Below are 17,353 nucleotides of genomic sequence, written 5' to 3'. Positions count from 1 at the left end.
CTTGTAGACAACCGCAGTGGTGAGTCTGAAAAAAAACGATTCAGGGTAGTTGAAACCGCACGTTTCGCCCTTATTACAGATTCACAACCACCTGATGACAGAATTTTTAGTGGAGACGTTTAGATGGGTAAAATTATTGGTATCGACCTGGGTACTACCAACTCTTGTGTAGCGATTATGGATGGCACTACTGCACGTGTGCTGGAGAACGCCGAGGGCGATCGCACCACGCCTTCTATCATTGCTTATACCCAGGATGGTGAAACTCTGGTTGGTCAGCCGGCTAAACGTCAGGCAGTGACAAACCCGCAAAACACCCTGTTTGCGATTAAACGCCTGATTGGCCGCCGCTTCCAGGACGAAGAAGTACAGCGTGATGAAGCCATCATGCCGTACAAAATCATCGGTGCTGACAACGGTGATGCATGGATTGACGTAAAAGGTCAGAAACTGGCACCGCCGCAGATCTCTGCTGAAGTGCTGAAAAAAATGAAGAAAACGGCTGAAGATTACCTGGGCGAACCGGTAACTGAAGCGGTTATCACCGTACCTGCATACTTCAACGATGCTCAGCGTCAGGCAACGAAAGACGCCGGCCGTATCGCAGGTCTGGAAGTCAAACGTATCATCAACGAACCGACCGCTGCTGCACTGGCTTACGGTCTGGACAAAGAAGTCGGCAACCGTACTATCGCGGTCTACGACCTCGGTGGTGGTACTTTCGATATCTCTATTATCGAAATCGACGAAGTTGACGGTGAAAAAACCTTCGAAGTTCTGGCAACCAACGGTGATACCCACCTCGGTGGTGAAGACTTCGATAGCCGCATGATCAACTATCTCGTTGATGAATTTAAGAAAGATCAGGGCATTGACCTGCGTAACGACCCGCTGGCAATGCAGCGCCTGAAAGAAGCCGCAGAGAAAGCGAAAATTGAGCTGTCTTCTGCGCAGCAGACCGACGTTAACCTGCCGTACATCACTGCAGATGCGTCTGGTCCGAAACACATGAACATCAAAGTGACTCGTGCGAAACTGGAAAGCCTGGTAGAAGACCTGGTTAACCGTTCTATCGAGCCGCTGAAAGTTGCTCTGCAGGATGCTGGTCTGTCTGTTTCTGACGTTCAGGATGTTATCCTGGTCGGTGGTCAGACTCGTATGCCGATGGTACAGAAGAAAGTTGCTGAGTTCTTCGGTAAAGAACCGCGTAAAGACGTTAACCCGGACGAAGCTGTAGCAATCGGTGCTGCTGTTCAGGGTGGTGTATTGACCGGTGATGTTAAAGACGTACTGCTGCTGGACGTTACCCCGCTGTCTCTGGGTATCGAAACCATGGGCGGCGTGATGACTCCGCTGATCGCGAAAAACACCACTATCCCGACCAAGCACAGCCAGGTGTTCTCTACCGCTGAAGACAACCAGTCCGCGGTAACCATCCATGTGCTGCAGGGTGAACGTAAACGTGCTGCTGATAACAAAGATCTGGGTCAGTTTAACCTGGATGGTATCAGCCCGGCACCGCGCGGTATGCCGCAGATCGAAGTGACCTTCGATATCGATGCTGACGGTATCCTGCACGTTTCTGCGAAAGATAAAAACAGCGGTAAAGAGCAGAAGATCACCATCAAGGCGTCTTCTGGTCTGAACGAAGAAGAAATTCAGAAAATGGTTCGCGAAGCAGAAGCGAACGCAGAATCTGACCGTAAGTTTGAAGAGCTGGTCCAGACCCGTAACCAGGGTGACCATCTGCTGCACAGCACTCGCAAGCAGGTTGAAGAAGCAGGCGATAAACTGCCGGCTGACGACAAAACTGCTATCGAGTCCGCTCTGACTGCGCTGGAAACGTCTTTGAAAGGCGAAGACAAAGCAGATATCGAAGCGAAAATGCAGGCGCTGGCACAGGTTTCCCAGAAACTGATGGAAATCGCTCAGCAGCAGCATGCACAGCAGCAGGCGGGTTCAGCTGATGCTTCCGCGAACAACGCGAAAGATGACGATGTTGTCGACGCTGAGTTTGAAGAAGTGAAAGACAAAAAATAATCGCCCTTTGAACGGGTAAAACACTGGCACGGGCGAAGAGGTTTCCTCTCCGCCCGTGCACGCATGTTAGGGGCAGATAAAAAGAGATGGCTAAGCAAGACTATTACGAGATTTTGGGCGTTTCCAAAACAGCGGAAGAGCGTGAAATCAAAAAGGCCTATAAGCGCCTGGCCATGAAATTTCACCCGGACCGTAACCAGGGTGATAAAGAGGCCGAAGCCAAATTCAAAGAGATCAAAGAAGCCTACGAGATCCTGACCGACGCGCAAAAACGCGCGGCTTACGATCAGTACGGTCATGCTGCGTTTGAGCAAGGCGGTATGGGCGGCGGTGGCGGTTTCGGCGGCGGTGCTGACTTCAGCGATATCTTTGGTGACGTGTTTGGCGATATCTTTGGCGGTGGTCGTGGCCGTCAGCGCGCCTCACGTGGTGCGGATTTACGTTACAACATGGATCTCACTCTGGAAGAAGCCGTGCGTGGCGTCACCAAAGAGATCCGTATTCCTACGCTGGAAGAGTGTGACGTTTGCCACGGCAGCGGCGCGAAATCCGGGACTCAGCCGCAGACCTGTCCGACCTGTCACGGTTCCGGTCAGGTGCAGATGCGTCAGGGTTTCTTTGCCGTACAGCAGACCTGTCCACACTGTCAGGGCCGCGGTACGCTGATTAAAGATCCGTGCAACAAATGTCACGGGCATGGCCGCGTAGAGAAGAGCAAAACACTGTCCGTTAAAATCCCGGCAGGGGTTGATACCGGTGACCGTATTCGTTTATCTGGTGAAGGCGAAGCGGGTGAGCATGGCGCACCGTCAGGCGATTTGTACGTTCAGGTGCAGGTGAAACAGCACCCGATTTTCGAACGTGAAGGGAATAACCTGTACTGTGAAGTGCCGATCAACTTTGCGATGGCTGCGCTGGGCGGCGAGATTGAAGTCCCGACGCTGGATGGCCGGGTGAAGTTAAAAGTCCCTGGCGAAACGCAAACCGGTAAACTTTTCCGTATGCGTGGTAAAGGCGTTAAGTCGGTACGCGGTGGTGCTCAGGGCGATCTGCTGTGTCGCGTCGTGGTTGAAACCCCGGTTGGTTTGAACGACAAGCAGAAACAGTTGCTGAAAGATCTGCAGGACAGTTTTGGCGGCCCAACGGGCGAACAAAACAGCCCGCGTTCTAAAAGCTTCTTCGACGGCGTGAAGAAATTCTTTGACGACCTGACGCGTTAATTTACCGCCATAAATTTGATAAAAAGCCTGGGACTGAAGAGTCTCAGGCTTTTTTATTTTTTCGGATCCGTCCTGAACAGGAACGAAACAATCCAGATTGTTAGATCGTAAAAACCGATCTATTTATCATGAATAATCTAATATTAACGATGAGTCATGCGGAGTAAGATAGTAATTACGAAGTATTCACCCAATAGAGAGAATAAAAGTGAAACATCTACATCGTTTTTTTAGTAGCGATGCCTCGGGAGGCATTATTTTGATCATCGCTGCGGTAGTAGCAATGTTGATGGCCAATATCGGCGTAACCAGTGGATGGTACCACGACTTTCTGGAGACCCCGGTTCAACTGCGGGTCGGCGCGCTTGAGATCAATAAAAATATGCTGCTGTGGATCAACGACGCCTTAATGGCGGTGTTTTTCCTGCTGATTGGTCTGGAAGTTAAGCGTGAGCTGATGCAGGGATCGCTGGCCAGTTTACGCCAGGCTGCGTTTCCGGTGATTGCCGCGATTGGCGGGATGATTGTCCCGGCGCTGTTGTATCTGGCATTCAACTATGCCGACCCCATCACACGTGAAGGATGGGCGATCCCGGCGGCAACGGATATCGCTTTTGCGCTCGGCGTACTGGCGCTGCTGGGTAGCCGTGTTCCGCTGGCGCTGAAAATCTTTCTCATGGCGTTGGCGATTATTGACGATCTTGGCGCGATTGTGATCATCGCACTGTTCTATACCAGCGATCTCTCTCTGCTGTCGTTGGGGGTTGCCGCATTAGCGATTCTTATTCTGGCGGCGTTGAACCTGTGTGGTGTCAGACGTACCGGTATTTATATCCTGGTGGGCGTCGTGCTATGGACCGCAGTGCTGAAGTCAGGGGTGCATGCGACGCTGGCGGGTGTGATTGTCGGTTTCTTCATCCCGTTGAAGGAAAAGCATGGCCGTTCTCCGGCGAAACGTCTGGAGCATGTGCTACATCCGTGGGTGGCCTATTTGATTCTGCCGTTGTTTGCCTTCGCCAATGCGGGGGTTCCACTGCAGGGTGTGACGATGGACGGATTGACCTCCATCCTGCCGCTGGGGATTATCGCCGGCCTGCTTATCGGTAAACCGCTGGGGATTAGCCTGTTCTGCTGGCTGGCATTACGCCTCAAGGTGGCGCAGCTGCCTGAAGGCACGAACTTCCAGCAAATCATGGCGGTGGGTATTCTGTGCGGGATTGGCTTTACGATGTCGATTTTCATCGCCAGCCTGGCGTTTGGTAACGTTGATCCGGAGCTGATTAACTGGGCGAAACTGGGGATCCTGATTGGTTCTCTGCTATCGGCGGTGATCGGTTATAGCTGGCTGCGTACCCGGTTAAACGCGTCAGCCTGAGCCGATAACCCTTTGGTGACAATTTTCAGGGAGAGAGTATGTCTCATATAAATTACAACCACCTGTATTACTTCTGGCATGTGTATAAAGAAGGGTCGGTGGTGGGGGCCGCAGAAGCGCTTTATCTGACACCGCAAACCATTACCGGGCAGATCAAAGCGCTGGAGGAGCGCTTACAGGGGAAGTTGTTTAAGCGTAAGGGGCGAGGGCTGGAGCCTAGTGAGCTAGGCGAATTAGTTTTTCGTTATGCGGACAAAATGTTCACTTTAAGCCAGGAGATGCTGGATATCGTGAACTACCGCAAAGAGTCTAACTTGCTGTTCGATGTGGGCGTGGCGGATGCGTTATCTAAACAGCTGGTCAGTAGCGTGCTCGACGCTGCCGTCGTTGACGATGAACAAATCCATCTACGCTGCTTTGAATCCACGCATGAGATGCTGCTGGAACAGCTCAGCCAGCACAAGCTGGATATGATTATCTCCGACTGCCCAATCGACTCAACGCAGCAGGAAGGGCTGTTCTCGGTAAAAATCGGCGAGTGTTGCGTGAGTTTCTGGTGCACCAATCCGCTGCCGGAGAAGCCGTTTCCAGCCTGCCTTGAGGAGCGTCGCCTGCTGATACCAGGACGTCGCTCAATGCTCGGACGCAAGCTGCTGAACTGGATTAACTCGCAGGGACTGAACGTTGAGATCCTCGGGGAGTTTGACGATGCCGCCTTGATGAAAGCCTTTGGCGCTACGCACAATGCTATTTTCGTCGCCCCTACGCTCTATTCGAACAATTTCTACGCTGATGATTCCATCATTGAGATTGGACGCGTGGAGAATGTGATGGAGGAGTACCATGCCATTTTTGCGGAGAGGATGATCCAGCATCCGGCGGTGCAGCGTATTTGCAATGCTAACTACTCGGCATTGTTTGCGCCGGGGAGTAAGTAAACAGACATAAAAAAACCCGCTTACGCGGGTTTTTTCACAAAGCGACAGCAAGCAGGCGATTAAGCCAGTTTGTTGATCTGTGCAGTCAGGTTTGCTTTATGACGTGCAGCTTTGTTTTTGTGGATCAGACCTTTAGCAGCCTGACGATCCACGATTGGTTGCATTTCGTTAAATGCTTTCAGTGCAGTAGCTTTGTCGCCAGCTTCAATAGCTGCGTATACTTTCTTGATGAAAGTACGCATCATAGAGCGACGGCTAGCGTTGTGCTTGCGGGCCTTTTCAGACTGAACGGCGCGCTTCTTAGCTGATTTGATATTAGCCAAGGTCCAACTCCCAAATGTGTTCTATATGGACAATTCAAAGGCCGAGGAATATGCCCTTTTAGCCTTCTTTTGTCAATGGATTTGTGCAAATAAGCGCCGTTTAAATTGCAGCACTCGTTGCGTAGTGATGGCGCAGGATTCTACCAGCTTGCGTGCTGTGAATACAGCTTTTCCACGAGAAAAGTTGAATTGATTGGTCAGCGGAGGACCGCATTTTGTTTCATAACAATGAAAACAATCTTCTTTCTGTTTCGCAGAACCAATCGCCGGTTAACCTTGACCGCTGTACAGGGTATACTTTCACGATTTTCACTGTTTTGAGCCAGACATGAAGCTGATACGAGGCATACATAATCTCAGTCAGGCCCCGCATGGGTGTGTGCTGACTATTGGTAATTTCGACGGCGTGCACCGTGGTCATCGCGCGTTGTTGCAGGGCTTACAGGAAGAAGGGCGCAAACGAAATTTACCGGTCATGGTGATGATTTTCGAGCCGCAGCCGCTGGAGCTGTTTGCGACTGAAAAGTCACCTGCGCGACTGACCCGCCTGCGGGAAAAGCTGCGTTATCTGGCGGAATGTGGTGTTGATTACGTGCTGTGCGTGCGTTTTGACCGGCGTTTTGCCGCATTAACGGCGCAGAACTTTATCAGCGACCTGTTGGTGAAGCGCCTTGGCGTACAATTTCTTGCCGTAGGTGATGATTTCCGCTTTGGCGCTAGCCGCGCGGGCGATTTCTTGTTATTACAGGAAGCGGGCGCGGAGTATGGCTTTGATATCACCAGCACCCAGACCTTCTGTGAGGGCGGGGTGCGAATCAGCAGCACTGCTGTGCGCCAGGCGCTAGCAGAAGATAATCTGCTGTTAGCCGAAAGCTTACTGGGCCATCCGTTTACCATATCAGGACGGGTGGTACACGGCGACGAGTTAGGGCGGACCATCGGGTTCCCCACGGCGAATTTACCGCTTCGTCGCCAGGTTTCTCCAGTTAAAGGGGTGTACGCGGTTGAGGTGATGGGCTTGGGCGAAACGCCTTTACCCGGTGTCGCGAATATCGGAACCCGTCCAACGGTGGCCGGTGTACGCCAGCAGTTAGAAGTGCATCTACTGGACGTTGTAATGGACCTCTACGGTCGCCATATAGATGTCGTGCTGCGTAAAAAAATACGCAACGAGCAGCGATTTGCCTCGCTGGATGAACTAAAAGCGCAGATTGCGCGTGATGAGTTAACTGCCCGCGAATTTTTTGGGCTATCAAAACCGGCTTAACGCCTATACGAGTTTTAAATACGGAACCGAGAATCTGATGAGTGACTTTAAATCAACCCTGAATTTGCCGGAAACAGGGTTCCCGATGCGCGGCGATCTCGCCAAGCGTGAACCGGGAATGCTGGCGCGTTGGACCGATGATGACCTGTACGGCATCATTCGTGCGGCTAAAAAAGGCAAAAAAACCTTTATTCTGCATGATGGCCCTCCTTATGCGAATGGCAGCATTCATATTGGTCACTCCGTTAACAAGATTCTGAAAGACATTATCGTGAAGTCCAAAGGGCTTTCCGGTTACGACTCCCCTTATATCCCTGGCTGGGACTGCCACGGCCTGCCTATCGAACTGAAAGTAGAGCAGGAGTTCGGCAAGCCGGGTGAAAAGTTCACTGCCGCAGAGTTCCGCGCCAAGTGCCGCGAATACGCCGCAACGCAGGTTGACGGTCAGCGTAAAGACTTTATCCGTCTGGGCGTGCTGGGTGACTGGCAGAAGCCGTACCTGACGATGGACTTCAAAACCGAAGCCAACATCATTCGCGCGCTGGGCAAAATCATCGGTAACGGTCATCTGCATAAAGGCGCGAAGCCGGTGCACTGGTGTGTAGACTGCCGTTCCGCGCTGGCGGAAGCGGAAGTTGAGTATTACGACAAAACCTCCCCGTCTATCGACGTTGCGTTCCACGCCGCCGATCAGGATGCGGTGAAAGCGAAATTTGGCGTTTCTGACGTGAATGGCCCGATCTCTCTGGTTATCTGGACCACCACCCCGTGGACCCTGCCGGCTAACCGTGCGATTTCTCTGGCCCCTGATTTTGACTATGCACTGGTGCAGATTGACGGTCAGGCCGTGATTCTGGCAAAAGACCTGGTCGAAAGTGTGATGCAGCGCCTCGGCGCGGCGGATTACACCATTCTGGGCACAGTAAAAGGCGCTGAGCTGGAACTGCTGCGCTTTACCCATCCGTTCATGGGCTTTGATGTTCCGGCGATCCTGGGCGATCACGTGACGCTGGATGCCGGTACCGGTGCGGTACACACCGCGCCTGGCCACGGTCCGGATGACTACGTGATTGGTCAGAAATACGGCCTGGAAGTCGCAAACCCGGTAGGACCAGATGGTACCTATCTGCCGGGTACGTACCCGACCCTGGATGGGGTTAACGTCTTCAAAGCGAACGATGTTGTCGTGGCGCTGCTGACTGAAAAAGGTGCACTGCTGCACGTTGAGAAGATGCAGCACAGCTATCCGTGCTGCTGGCGTCACAAGTCACCGATCATCTTCCGTGCCACCCCGCAGTGGTTTGTCAGCATGGATCAGAAAGGCCTGCGTGCGCAGTCGCTGAAAGAGATTAAAGGCGTGCAGTGGATCCCCGATTGGGGCCAGGCGCGTATTGAATCGATGGTCGCCAACCGTCCTGACTGGTGTATCTCCCGTCAGCGTACGTGGGGTGTGCCGATGTCTCTGTTTGTCCACAAAGACACTGAAGAGCTGCATCCGCGCGCCATCGAACTGATGGAAGAAGTGGCTAAACGCGTTGAAGTTGACGGCATCCAGGCGTGGTGGGATCTCGATCCCAAAGATATCCTCGGTGATGAAGCCGATCAGTACGTCAAAGTACCGGATACCCTGGACGTATGGTTCGACTCCGGTTCTACCCACTCATCCGTCGTCGACGTGCGTCCTGAGTTTTCGGGGCATGCGGCAGATATGTATCTGGAAGGCTCTGACCAGCATCGTGGCTGGTTCATGTCTTCGCTGATGATCTCCACTGCGATGAAGGGCAAAGCGCCGTACCGTCAGGTACTGACCCACGGTTTTACCGTTGATGGTCAGGGCCGCAAGATGTCCAAGTCCATCGGTAATACCGTTTCTCCGCAGGACGTGATGAACAAGCTGGGTGCGGATATTCTGCGCCTGTGGGTGGCGTCTACCGACTATACCGGTGAAATGGCCGTTTCTGACGAAATCCTGAAACGTGCTGCTGACAGCTATCGCCGTATCCGTAACACCGCGCGCTTCCTGCTGGCAAACCTGAACGGGTTTGATCCGGTGAAAGACATGGTGAAACCGGAAGAGATGGTTGTTCTGGACCGGTGGGCTGTGGGCTGTGCGCAAGCGGCGCAGGACGAGATCCTCAAAGCCTACGAAGCCTATGACTTCCACGAAGTGGTACAGCGCCTGATGCGTTTCTGCTCCGTCGAAATGGGTTCGTTCTACCTCGACATCATCAAAGACCGTCAGTACACCGCGAAAGCGGACAGCGTGGCGCGTCGTAGCTGCCAGACCGCGCTGTTCCATATTGCTGAAGCGCTGGTGCGCTGGATGGCGCCTATCATGTCCTTCACCGCAGATGAAATCTGGGGCTACCTGCCGGGCTCCCGCGAGAAGTATGTCTTCACCGGTGAGTGGTATCAGGGGCTGTTTGGCCTGGCCGATACCGAAGCGATGAACGATACGTTCTGGGACGAGCTGCTGAAAGTGCGTGGCGAAGTGAACAAGGTCATCGAGCAGGCACGTGCAGACAAGAAAGTGGGCGGTTCTCTGGAAGCGGCAGTGACCCTGTACGCTGAACCTGAACTGGCTGCCAAGCTGACAGCACTGGGCGAAGAGTTACGCTTTGTTTTGTTGACCTCGGGTGCGACCGTTGCGGACTATGCTGCAGCAGCGGCCGATGCTCAGCAGAGCGAACTGCTCAAAGGCTTGAAAATTGCTCTGAGCAAAGCCGAAGGCGAGAAATGCCCGCGCTGCTGGCATTACACGACCGACGTGGGTCAGGTGGCGGAACACGCAGAAATCTGCGGACGCTGTGTCAGCAACATCGCCGGTGATGGCGAACAACGTAAGTTTGCCTGATGAGTCAGCCTCTTTGTTCAACAGGACTCCGCTGGCTGTGGCTGGTGGTAGTCGTGCTGATTATTGATTTGGGCAGCAAGTACCTGATCCTCCAGAATTTTGCTCTGGGGGATACGGTGTCGCTGTTCCCGTCACTTAATCTGCACTATGCGCGTAACTATGGCGCGGCGTTTAGCTTCCTGGCTGACAGCGGTGGCTGGCAGCGGTGGTTCTTTGCCGGTATCGCGATCGGTATTTGCGTCATTCTAATGGTGATGATGTATCGCTCGAAGGCGACGCAGAAGCTGAATAACATCGCGTATGCGTTAATCATTGGCGGTGCACTGGGCAACCTGTTTGACCGCCTGTGGCACGGCTTCGTCGTGGATATGATTGACTTTTACGTCGGTGACTGGCATTTCGCCACCTTCAACCTTGCCGATACGGCGATTTGTATCGGTGCGGCGTTGATTGTGCTGGAAGGCTTCTTACCGGCGAAAGAGAAAAAAGCCGCATAAAAATATGCCGGATGGCGCTATGCTTATCCGGCCTACACTCTACTGCGAATCTTGTAGGCCCGGTAAGCGTAGCGCCACCGGGCAAACAGGCGGCAGCACTTTTAAAGAGCAATCTGCATGTCTAAATCAGTACAGAGTAACAGTGCGGTGCTGGTGCACTTCACCTTAAAGCTCGACGATGGCTCCACCGCAGAGTCAACCCGCAGCAACGGCAAGCCTGCGCTGTTTCGCCTGGGCGACGGTTCTCTGTCTGAAGGACTGGAACAACACCTGCTGGGGTTAAAAGAGGGCGATAAAACCACTTTTGCTCTGGAGCCTGATGCTGCTTTTGGCGTATCAAGCCCGGACCTCATTCAGTATTTCTCGCGTCGGGAGTTTATGGACGCGGGTGAGCCAGAAATTGGCGCTATCATGCTCTTTACCGCAATGGACGGCAGTGAGATGCCAGGCGTTATCCGCGAAATCAACGGTGATTCCATCACGGTTGACTTCAACCATCCGCTGGCTGGGCATACCGTTCATTTTGATATTGAAGTGCTGGAAGTCGAACCGGCACTGGAGGCGTAAAATGCAGATCCTGTTGGCTAACCCGCGCGGATTTTGCGCTGGCGTAGACCGCGCTATCAGCATTGTGGAAAACGCGCTGGCTATCTACGGCGCGCCGATTTATGTCCGTCATGAAGTGGTGCATAACCGCTATGTGGTGGATAGCCTGCGCGAGCGCGGCGCTATTTTTATTGAGCAAATCAGTGAAGTACCGGACGGTGCGATCCTGATTTTCTCCGCCCACGGCGTGTCTCAGGCCGTGCGTAACGAAGCCAAAGGCCGCGATCTGACGGTCTTTGATGCCACCTGCCCGCTGGTGACCAAAGTGCATATGGAAGTCGCGCGCGCCAGCCGCCGTGGCGAAGAGTCGATTCTGATTGGTCACGCCGGACACCCGGAGGTTGAGGGTACGATGGGCCAGTACAGCAACCCGCAGGGGGGGATGTACCTGGTGGAATCGCCGGAAGACGTTCTGACGTTGAATGTTAAAAATGAAGGTAAGCTCTCCTTCATGACCCAGACTACGCTCTCGGTTGATGACACCTCTGATGTGATCGATGCCCTGCGTCAACGCTTCCCAAAAATTGTTGGGCCGCGCAAAGACGATATCTGCTATGCCACCACCAACCGTCAGGAAGCGGTTCGTGCGTTGGCGAAGCAAGCGGATGTGGTACTGGTTGTCGGCTCGAAAAACTCGTCGAACTCCAACCGCCTGGCAGAACTGGCCCAGCGTATGGGCAAGGCCGCGTATCTGATTGACGATGCGACCGATATCCAGGAAGTCTGGGTGAAAGATGCGGCGTGCGTCGGCGTGACGGCCGGTGCTTCTGCGCCGGATATTCTGGTACAGAACGTGATTGTCCGTCTGCAGGAGCTCGGTGGTGGGGATGCTATCCCACTGGAAGGCCGTGAAGAGAACATCGTTTTCGAAGTGCCGAAAGAGCTGCGTGTGGATGTTCGTGAAGTAGAGTAACTCTTTCGCGTCATGATTATGAGAAGATGCCAGACTTAACGTCTGGCATTTTTTTTGGAGAAACCATGCGGTTACCGATCATTCTTGATACCGATCCCGGCATTGATGATGCGGCGGCGATTGCCGCTGCACTGTTTTCCCCCGAGCTGGATCTGCAGCTGATGACGACGGTGGCAGGCAACGTGTCGGTGGAAAAAACGACCCGTAATGCGTTGCAGTTGCTGCACTTTTGGAATGCGGATATTCCGTTGGCGCAGGGGGCCGCTATGCCGCTGGTGCGGCCGCTGCGTGATGCGGCTTCAGTGCACGGTGAGTCCGGTATGGCAGGGTATGATTTTGTCGAACACAATCGGCAGCCGCTGGCGAAACCCGCCTTCCAGGCAATTCGAGATGCGCTGATGCATGCCCCGCAGCCCGTTACGCTGGTGGCAATTGGCCCGTTGACCAATATTGCTCTGTTGCTTACCCACTATCCTGAATGCGTATTCAATATTCGCCGCCTGGTGATGATGGGCGGTTCAGCCGGGCGCGGTAACTTTACGCCCAATGCGGAGTTTAATATTGCTGTCGATCCCGAAGCGGCGGCGAAGGTCTTTCGCAGTGGGCTGGAGATAGTCATGTGCGGGCTGGATGTCACCAACCAGGCCATGCTGGCACCAGAGTACCTAGCAACATTACCCGCACTTAATCAGACGGGGAAAATGCTGCACGCGCTGTTCAGTCATTATCGTAGCGGCAGCATGAATACCGGTCTGCGTATGCACGATCTCTGCGCCATTGCCTGGCTGGTCCGCCCGGATCTGTTCACGCTCCAGCCCTGCTTTGTGGCGGTGGAAACCCAGGGGGAATACACCTCGGGAACGACGGTAGTGGATATCGAGGGTCGCCTTGGGCAGCCTGCCAACGCGCAGGTCGCGCTGGCGCTGGATGTTGACGGCTTCCGCCAGTGGGTCGCTGAGGTGCTGTCACGCGCGCCATAATCAACGGCCAGATTGAGGCAATTTCTCGCTAAGGTAATCAATCATGGCCCGCATTCTGGCGGGCATGTGTTGGTTGCGTGTCCATAAGAGCCACAGATCGCCGCTGTAATCGCTGATAAACTCCCACTCCGGTAATACCTGGACAATCTCGCCGCTGGCAAGCGTTTCACGGGCGGTAAACAGCGGCAGGCTGCCAATCCCCAGATGATGCTTTACCGCGTCCAGCCGCACGCCGGTATGGTTGGCAGCATAACGCCCATGAGTTTGCAGAGTTTCAATTTTATCCCCACGGCGAAACTTCCAGCGCGAATCGGCGGGCGTTTCGCCAAGGCTAATACAGCTATGATCGCGTAGGGCTTGTGGGGTATCGGGCGTACCGTGCTGGCGCAAATATTCCGGCGTGGCGCAGATAACGTGACTGACCGGCATCAGCGGCTTGCCGTACAAACCCGGCGACGGCGACTGACTGATGCGCAGTGCCAGATCCACGCCATCATCAATCAAGTCCATATAGCGGTCTTCCAGCCTCAGACAGACATCCACGTCCGGGAAGCGGGTGAAAAACTCCGCCATTAAAGGGTGAATAACAAAACGCCCGACCGCCTTTGGCACGCTGACCGTTAGCTTCCCTTGGGCAATAGCCTGGCGGCTGCTGCCGGAGTCTACCGCCATTTGCGCGGCGTTTAGCATCTCTTGCGCGTGTTCATAAACCATCTTCCCGGTCTCGCTTAGCGCCAGCTTACGGGTGGTGCGGTGCAGCAGTTTGCTGCCTAATGCCTGCTCAAGCCGCGAGACGCTGCGGCTGATAGCGGAAGGCGTTGCGCCGGATATTTTGGCGGCGGCGGAGAAACTCCCCTGGTCGACAATCAACACAAAGGTGGCAAGGTCAGGAAGCAGGTTGGGATTCATTTGTGCGTACCGGGCAAAGATGCATTGAATGTTGATGGGATTATCGGTGCTGGTAAAGTGAATATACTCTGCTCATCAAGAGGAGAACAACCATGACTGAACGTCTTTATTACACCAGCGATGACACCCGAGGCCATGCGACGATCACACACTGCACGGCAGAACCCGATGGGCGCTATGCGATTACGCTCGATAGCACGCTGTTTCATCCACAGGGCGGCGGACAACCCTCGGACAGTGGCGCGATCGGTGGCGTCCCGGTTGAAGGCGTGATGACGCGCGGTGAAGAGGTGGTGCATATTGTGGCGCAACCGCTGCCGCCTGGCGAAACGACGCTGCATATTGATGCTGCTGTCCGCCATCTTCACGCCCGTCTGCACTCAGCCGGGCACATGATTGGTCAGGCCGGTGAAATATTTGGTTGGCGACCGGTTAAAGCGCACCATTGGCCGAATGAAGGGCGCATTACTTTTGCGATAGGTGAGGGCAGCACTTTGCCGGAAGCGACACAACTGATGGCGAAAATTGGCCAATGGCAGACCGACAATCTTGCGCGCCGAATTACCTTTGACGGCGGCTTACGCCAGGTCGGTTTTGGTGACCTACCGGGATATCCTTGTGGCGGTACGCACGTGGCCCGTTTATCCGAGCTGGGTGAGGTGATCATTACACAGGTTAAGCTGAAAAAAGGGCAGATGGTGGTGAGCTATACTCTAGCGGCCTGAAAATGGGCTGGCAGAAACGGTCACGCGAATTGGCTACCTACCGTTGGGTTTTAAAGTGCTTTTCTTATCGTCTGTCGCCATTCTGAGCGAGTTTGACTTCTTTCCCCGACTGCGGCAATGATTCATCCTGCGGGGTGAATCATGTCTTTTACTGATATTCCTCTCTGTTTATCATTAATTTCTAATTATGGACGTTTTCGGCTGGCGACCCTGTCGCGGGCTGGTTACTCTGAAAACGATTTACGCAATTTTAACAAAAGAGAATAGCTATGCATGATGCACAAATCCGCGTCGCCATTGCAGGCGCCGGTGGCCGCATGGGACGGCAGTTAATTCAGGCCACGATGGCGATGGAAGGAGTACAACTGGGGGCGGCACTAGAGCGTGATGGCTCCTCTTTACTGGGCAGCGATGCTGGTGAGCTGGCGGGCGTTGGAAAATCTGGCGTAACCGTTCAGAGCAGCCTCGAAGCGGTAAAAGACGATTTCGATGTCTTTATCGATTTTACCCGCCCGGAAGGCACGCTGACGCATCTGGCATTTTGTCGGCAGCATGCAAAAGGCATGGTGATTGGCACGACCGGGTTTGATGATGCCGGTAAGCAGACCATTCGCGATGCCTCGCAGGATATTGCCATTGTGTTTGCCGCCAACTTTAGCGTCGGTGTGAACGTGATGCTTAAACTGCTGGAGAAAGCGGCGAAGGTGATGGGCGACTACACCGACATCGAAATTATTGAAGCGCACCACCGTCATAAAGTCGACGCACCGTCAGGGACGGCGCTGGCGATGGGGGAGGCGATTGCCGGGGCGCTGGACAAAGATTTAAAGGACTGTGCCGTCTACTCGCGTGAAGGTTACACCGGTGAACGTGTGCCTGGCACTATCGGTTTCGCCACGGTGCGTGCTGGTGACATCGTCGGGGAACATACAGCGATGTTCGCCGATATTGGCGAACGTATCGAGATTACGCACAAAGCGTCCAGCCGTATGACGTTTGCCAACGGTGCGGTAAGATCGGCGATGTGGTTGAAAGGTAAGTCAAACGGTCTTTTTGATATGAAAGATGTGCTTGATTTAGGCAGTTTATAAGGTTTTATTACCCTTCGTGATGTGGTTATGGTAATCATAATTTATTGATTACATAGGGCAATATTTTATTGCCCTTTTATTTTTCCATTGTTTTTATAATTTTCAATTAAAATACTTATTTTAAGATGTTTTGTAATGTGTTTTTGTTGCCTCAATGTAAATTTTGACCAAATGGTCCACTTTTTTGTCTGTCATGATTCATTTTTACATTCTTGACCTCCCGCAAGCGTTTTCTACCGTTACTTAGCTGATCTTTTTGCCTGTTAAATCACATGATTTGTCCCAGTGGCGTAAAATAATAATAAAAAATCCCCTTTTGGGTAGACTTTTCCCCGGGCTGTCTCTAGAATGCCGCCGTTTGCCAGAAATCCATAGGTAAGCAAATTTGCATTGATTCATACTGTGTTAATGAATTAATATGCAAATAAAGTGAGTGAATATTCTCTGGAGGGTGTTTTGATTAAGTCAGCGCTATTGGTTCTGGAAGACGGAACCCAGTTTCACGGTCGGGCCATAGGGGCAACAGGTTCGGCGGTTGGGGAAGTCGTTTTCAATACTTCAATGACCGGTTATCAAGAAATCCTCACTGATCCTTCCTATTCCCGCCAAATCGTCACCCTTACTTATCCTCATATCGGCAATGTCGGCACCAATGAAGCCGATGCAGAATCTTCTCAGGTACATGCGCAAGGTCTGGTCATCCGCGACCTGCCGCTGATTGCCAGCAATTACCGCAATACCGAAGACCTCTCTTCTTACCTGAAGCGCCATAACATCGTGGCGATTGCCGATATTGATACCCGTAAGCTGACCCGTTTGTTGCGCGAGAAAGGCGCTCAGAACGGCTGCATCATCGCAGGGGATAACCTGGATGCACAGCTGGCGCTGGAAAAAGCGAAAGCCTTCCCGGGCCTAAACGGCATGGATCTGGCGAAAGAAGTCACTACGGCAGAACCGTATGGCTGGACACAGGGAAGCTGGACGCTGGAAGGCGACCTGCCGGAAGCAAAATCCGCTGAAGAACTCCCGTTCCACGTTGTTGCCTACGATTTCGGCGCGAAACGCAACATTCTGCGTATGCTGGTGGACCGCGGCTGCCGCCTGACGGTTGTGCCTGCGCAGACCTCCGCAGAAGACGTATTAAAGATGAATCCGGACGGTATCTTCCTGTCCAACGGTCCTGGCGACCCGGCACCGTGTGACTACGCGATTGCCGCGATTCAGAAATTCCTCGAAACCGATATTCCGGTGTTTGGCATCTGTCTCGGCCATCAGCTGCTGGCGCTGGCGAGCGGTGCGAAGACCATCAAGATGAAGTTTGGCCACCACGGCGGCAACCATCCGGTGAAAGATATCGATAACAACACCGTGATGATTACCGCGCAGAACCACGGTTTTGCGGTGGATGAAGCCTCGATGCCTGCTACCTTGCGCGTCACACACAAATCACTGTTCGATGGCACCCTGCAGGGTATCCATCGCACCGACAAACCGGCGTTTAGCTTCCAGGGCCACCCTGAAGCGAGCCCGGGGCCGCACGATGCTGCGCCGCTGTTCGACCACTTTATCGAGTTAATTGAGCAATACCGTCAGTCCGCGAAATAATCAGGAGTTA

Annotated in this window: 16 protein-coding genes; 14 read left to right on the top strand and 2 right to left on the bottom strand. The window is 53.4% G+C overall.

Features of this window, described 5'->3' with window-relative positions:
• Positions 1-123 precede the first annotated feature (123 nt).
• From dnaK to nhaR, 4 genes are all read left to right on the top strand, one after another.
• Complete coding sequence (gene dnaK / locus FDW88_RS03525; RefSeq protein ID WP_096758373.1) at positions 124-2,040, top strand: molecular chaperone DnaK; 1,917 nt, start codon at positions 124-126, stop codon at positions 2,038-2,040.
• Between the two features lie 86 nt (positions 2,041-2,126).
• The gene (gene dnaJ, locus FDW88_RS03520; protein ID WP_115259505.1) at positions 2,127-3,260 is read left to right on the top strand and encodes a molecular chaperone DnaJ; all 1,134 of its coding nucleotides are present in this window, start codon (positions 2,127-2,129) and stop codon (positions 3,258-3,260) included.
• A 208-nt stretch (positions 3,261-3,468) separates the two neighbouring features.
• The gene (gene nhaA / locus FDW88_RS03515) at positions 3,469-4,635 is read left to right on the top strand and encodes a Na+/H+ antiporter NhaA (protein ID WP_115259504.1); all 1,167 of its coding nucleotides are present in this window, start codon (positions 3,469-3,471) and stop codon (positions 4,633-4,635) included.
• 38 nt (positions 4,636-4,673) lie between these two features.
• Positions 4,674-5,573, top strand: a complete 900-nt coding sequence (gene nhaR / locus FDW88_RS03510; protein WP_115259503.1) for a transcriptional activator NhaR — start codon at positions 4,674-4,676, stop codon at positions 5,571-5,573.
• Positions 5,574-5,632: 59 nt separating this feature from the next.
• Here the strand turns inward: nhaR and rpsT are convergent, their stop codons facing one another.
• Positions 5,633-5,896: a 30S ribosomal protein S20 gene (gene rpsT / locus FDW88_RS03505; RefSeq protein WP_003018940.1), complete on the bottom strand. Its 264-nt coding sequence runs from the start codon at positions 5,894-5,896 to the stop codon at positions 5,633-5,635.
• Positions 5,897-6,001: 105 nt separating this feature from the next.
• On the opposite strand from rpsT, the gene FDW88_RS22655 reads away from it, so the two are divergent.
• From FDW88_RS22655 to rihC, 7 genes are all read left to right on the top strand, one after another.
• Complete coding sequence (locus FDW88_RS22655; protein ID WP_096758366.1) at positions 6,002-6,217, top strand: DUF2575 family protein; 216 nt, start codon at positions 6,002-6,004, stop codon at positions 6,215-6,217.
• A 7-nt stretch (positions 6,218-6,224) separates the two neighbouring features.
• Positions 6,225-7,163, top strand: a complete 939-nt coding sequence (ribF, locus tag FDW88_RS03495) for a bifunctional riboflavin kinase/FAD synthetase (RefSeq protein WP_115259502.1) — start codon at positions 6,225-6,227, stop codon at positions 7,161-7,163.
• A gap of 37 nt (positions 7,164-7,200) precedes the next feature.
• Positions 7,201-10,017 (top strand): isoleucine--tRNA ligase, encoded by a 2,817-nt coding sequence (gene ileS, locus FDW88_RS03490; RefSeq protein ID WP_137362033.1) that lies wholly within the window; start codon positions 7,201-7,203, stop codon positions 10,015-10,017.
• Positions 10,017-10,514: a signal peptidase II gene (gene lspA / locus FDW88_RS03485; RefSeq protein WP_096758363.1), complete on the top strand. Its 498-nt coding sequence runs from the start codon at positions 10,017-10,019 to the stop codon at positions 10,512-10,514. Before ileS ends, lspA begins: the two co-directional genes overlap by 1 nt.
• 117 nt (positions 10,515-10,631) lie before the next feature.
• Positions 10,632-11,081, top strand: a complete 450-nt coding sequence (fkpB, locus tag FDW88_RS03480; protein WP_115259500.1) for an FKBP-type peptidyl-prolyl cis-trans isomerase — start codon at positions 10,632-10,634, stop codon at positions 11,079-11,081.
• Between the two features lies 1 nt (position 11,082).
• Positions 11,083-12,033, top strand: a complete 951-nt coding sequence (gene ispH / locus FDW88_RS03475; protein ID WP_137362032.1) for a 4-hydroxy-3-methylbut-2-enyl diphosphate reductase — start codon at positions 11,083-11,085, stop codon at positions 12,031-12,033.
• Between the two features lie 65 nt (positions 12,034-12,098).
• A complete protein-coding gene (gene rihC / locus FDW88_RS03470) occupies positions 12,099-13,013 on the top strand; it encodes a ribonucleoside hydrolase RihC (RefSeq protein WP_096759472.1) in 915 nt (304 codons plus the stop codon).
• Here the strand turns inward: rihC and FDW88_RS03465 are convergent, their stop codons facing one another.
• Positions 13,014-13,922: a LysR family transcriptional regulator gene (locus tag FDW88_RS03465; protein ID WP_137362031.1), complete on the bottom strand. Its 909-nt coding sequence runs from the start codon at positions 13,920-13,922 to the stop codon at positions 13,014-13,016. It abuts the gene before it with no gap.
• A gap of 92 nt (positions 13,923-14,014) precedes the next feature.
• Here FDW88_RS03465 and FDW88_RS03460 point away from each other — a divergent pair, with 92 nt between their 5' ends.
• The 3 genes from FDW88_RS03460 (at position 14,015) to carA (ending at position 17,343) form a co-directional block, all read left to right on the top strand.
• Positions 14,015-14,647, top strand: coding sequence for an alanyl-tRNA editing protein (locus FDW88_RS03460; protein WP_115259497.1), 633 nt, complete (start codon positions 14,015-14,017; stop codon positions 14,645-14,647).
• A 269-nt stretch (positions 14,648-14,916) separates the two neighbouring features.
• Entirely contained in the window at positions 14,917-15,738 is an 822-nt protein-coding gene (dapB, locus tag FDW88_RS03455) for a 4-hydroxy-tetrahydrodipicolinate reductase (protein WP_115259496.1), read from the top strand.
• 456 nt (positions 15,739-16,194) lie between these two features.
• Complete coding sequence (gene carA / locus FDW88_RS03450; protein ID WP_096758357.1) at positions 16,195-17,343, top strand: glutamine-hydrolyzing carbamoyl-phosphate synthase small subunit; 1,149 nt, start codon at positions 16,195-16,197, stop codon at positions 17,341-17,343.
• Positions 17,344-17,353 lie beyond the last annotated feature (10 nt).

The organism is Citrobacter sp. wls829 (assembly GCF_005280825.1).
Taxonomy (GTDB): Bacteria; Pseudomonadota; Gammaproteobacteria; order Enterobacterales; family Enterobacteriaceae; genus Citrobacter; species Citrobacter gillenii.
The sequence above is the reverse complement of the archived record's forward strand: the minus strand, read 5'-3'. Positions and strand labels throughout refer to the sequence as shown.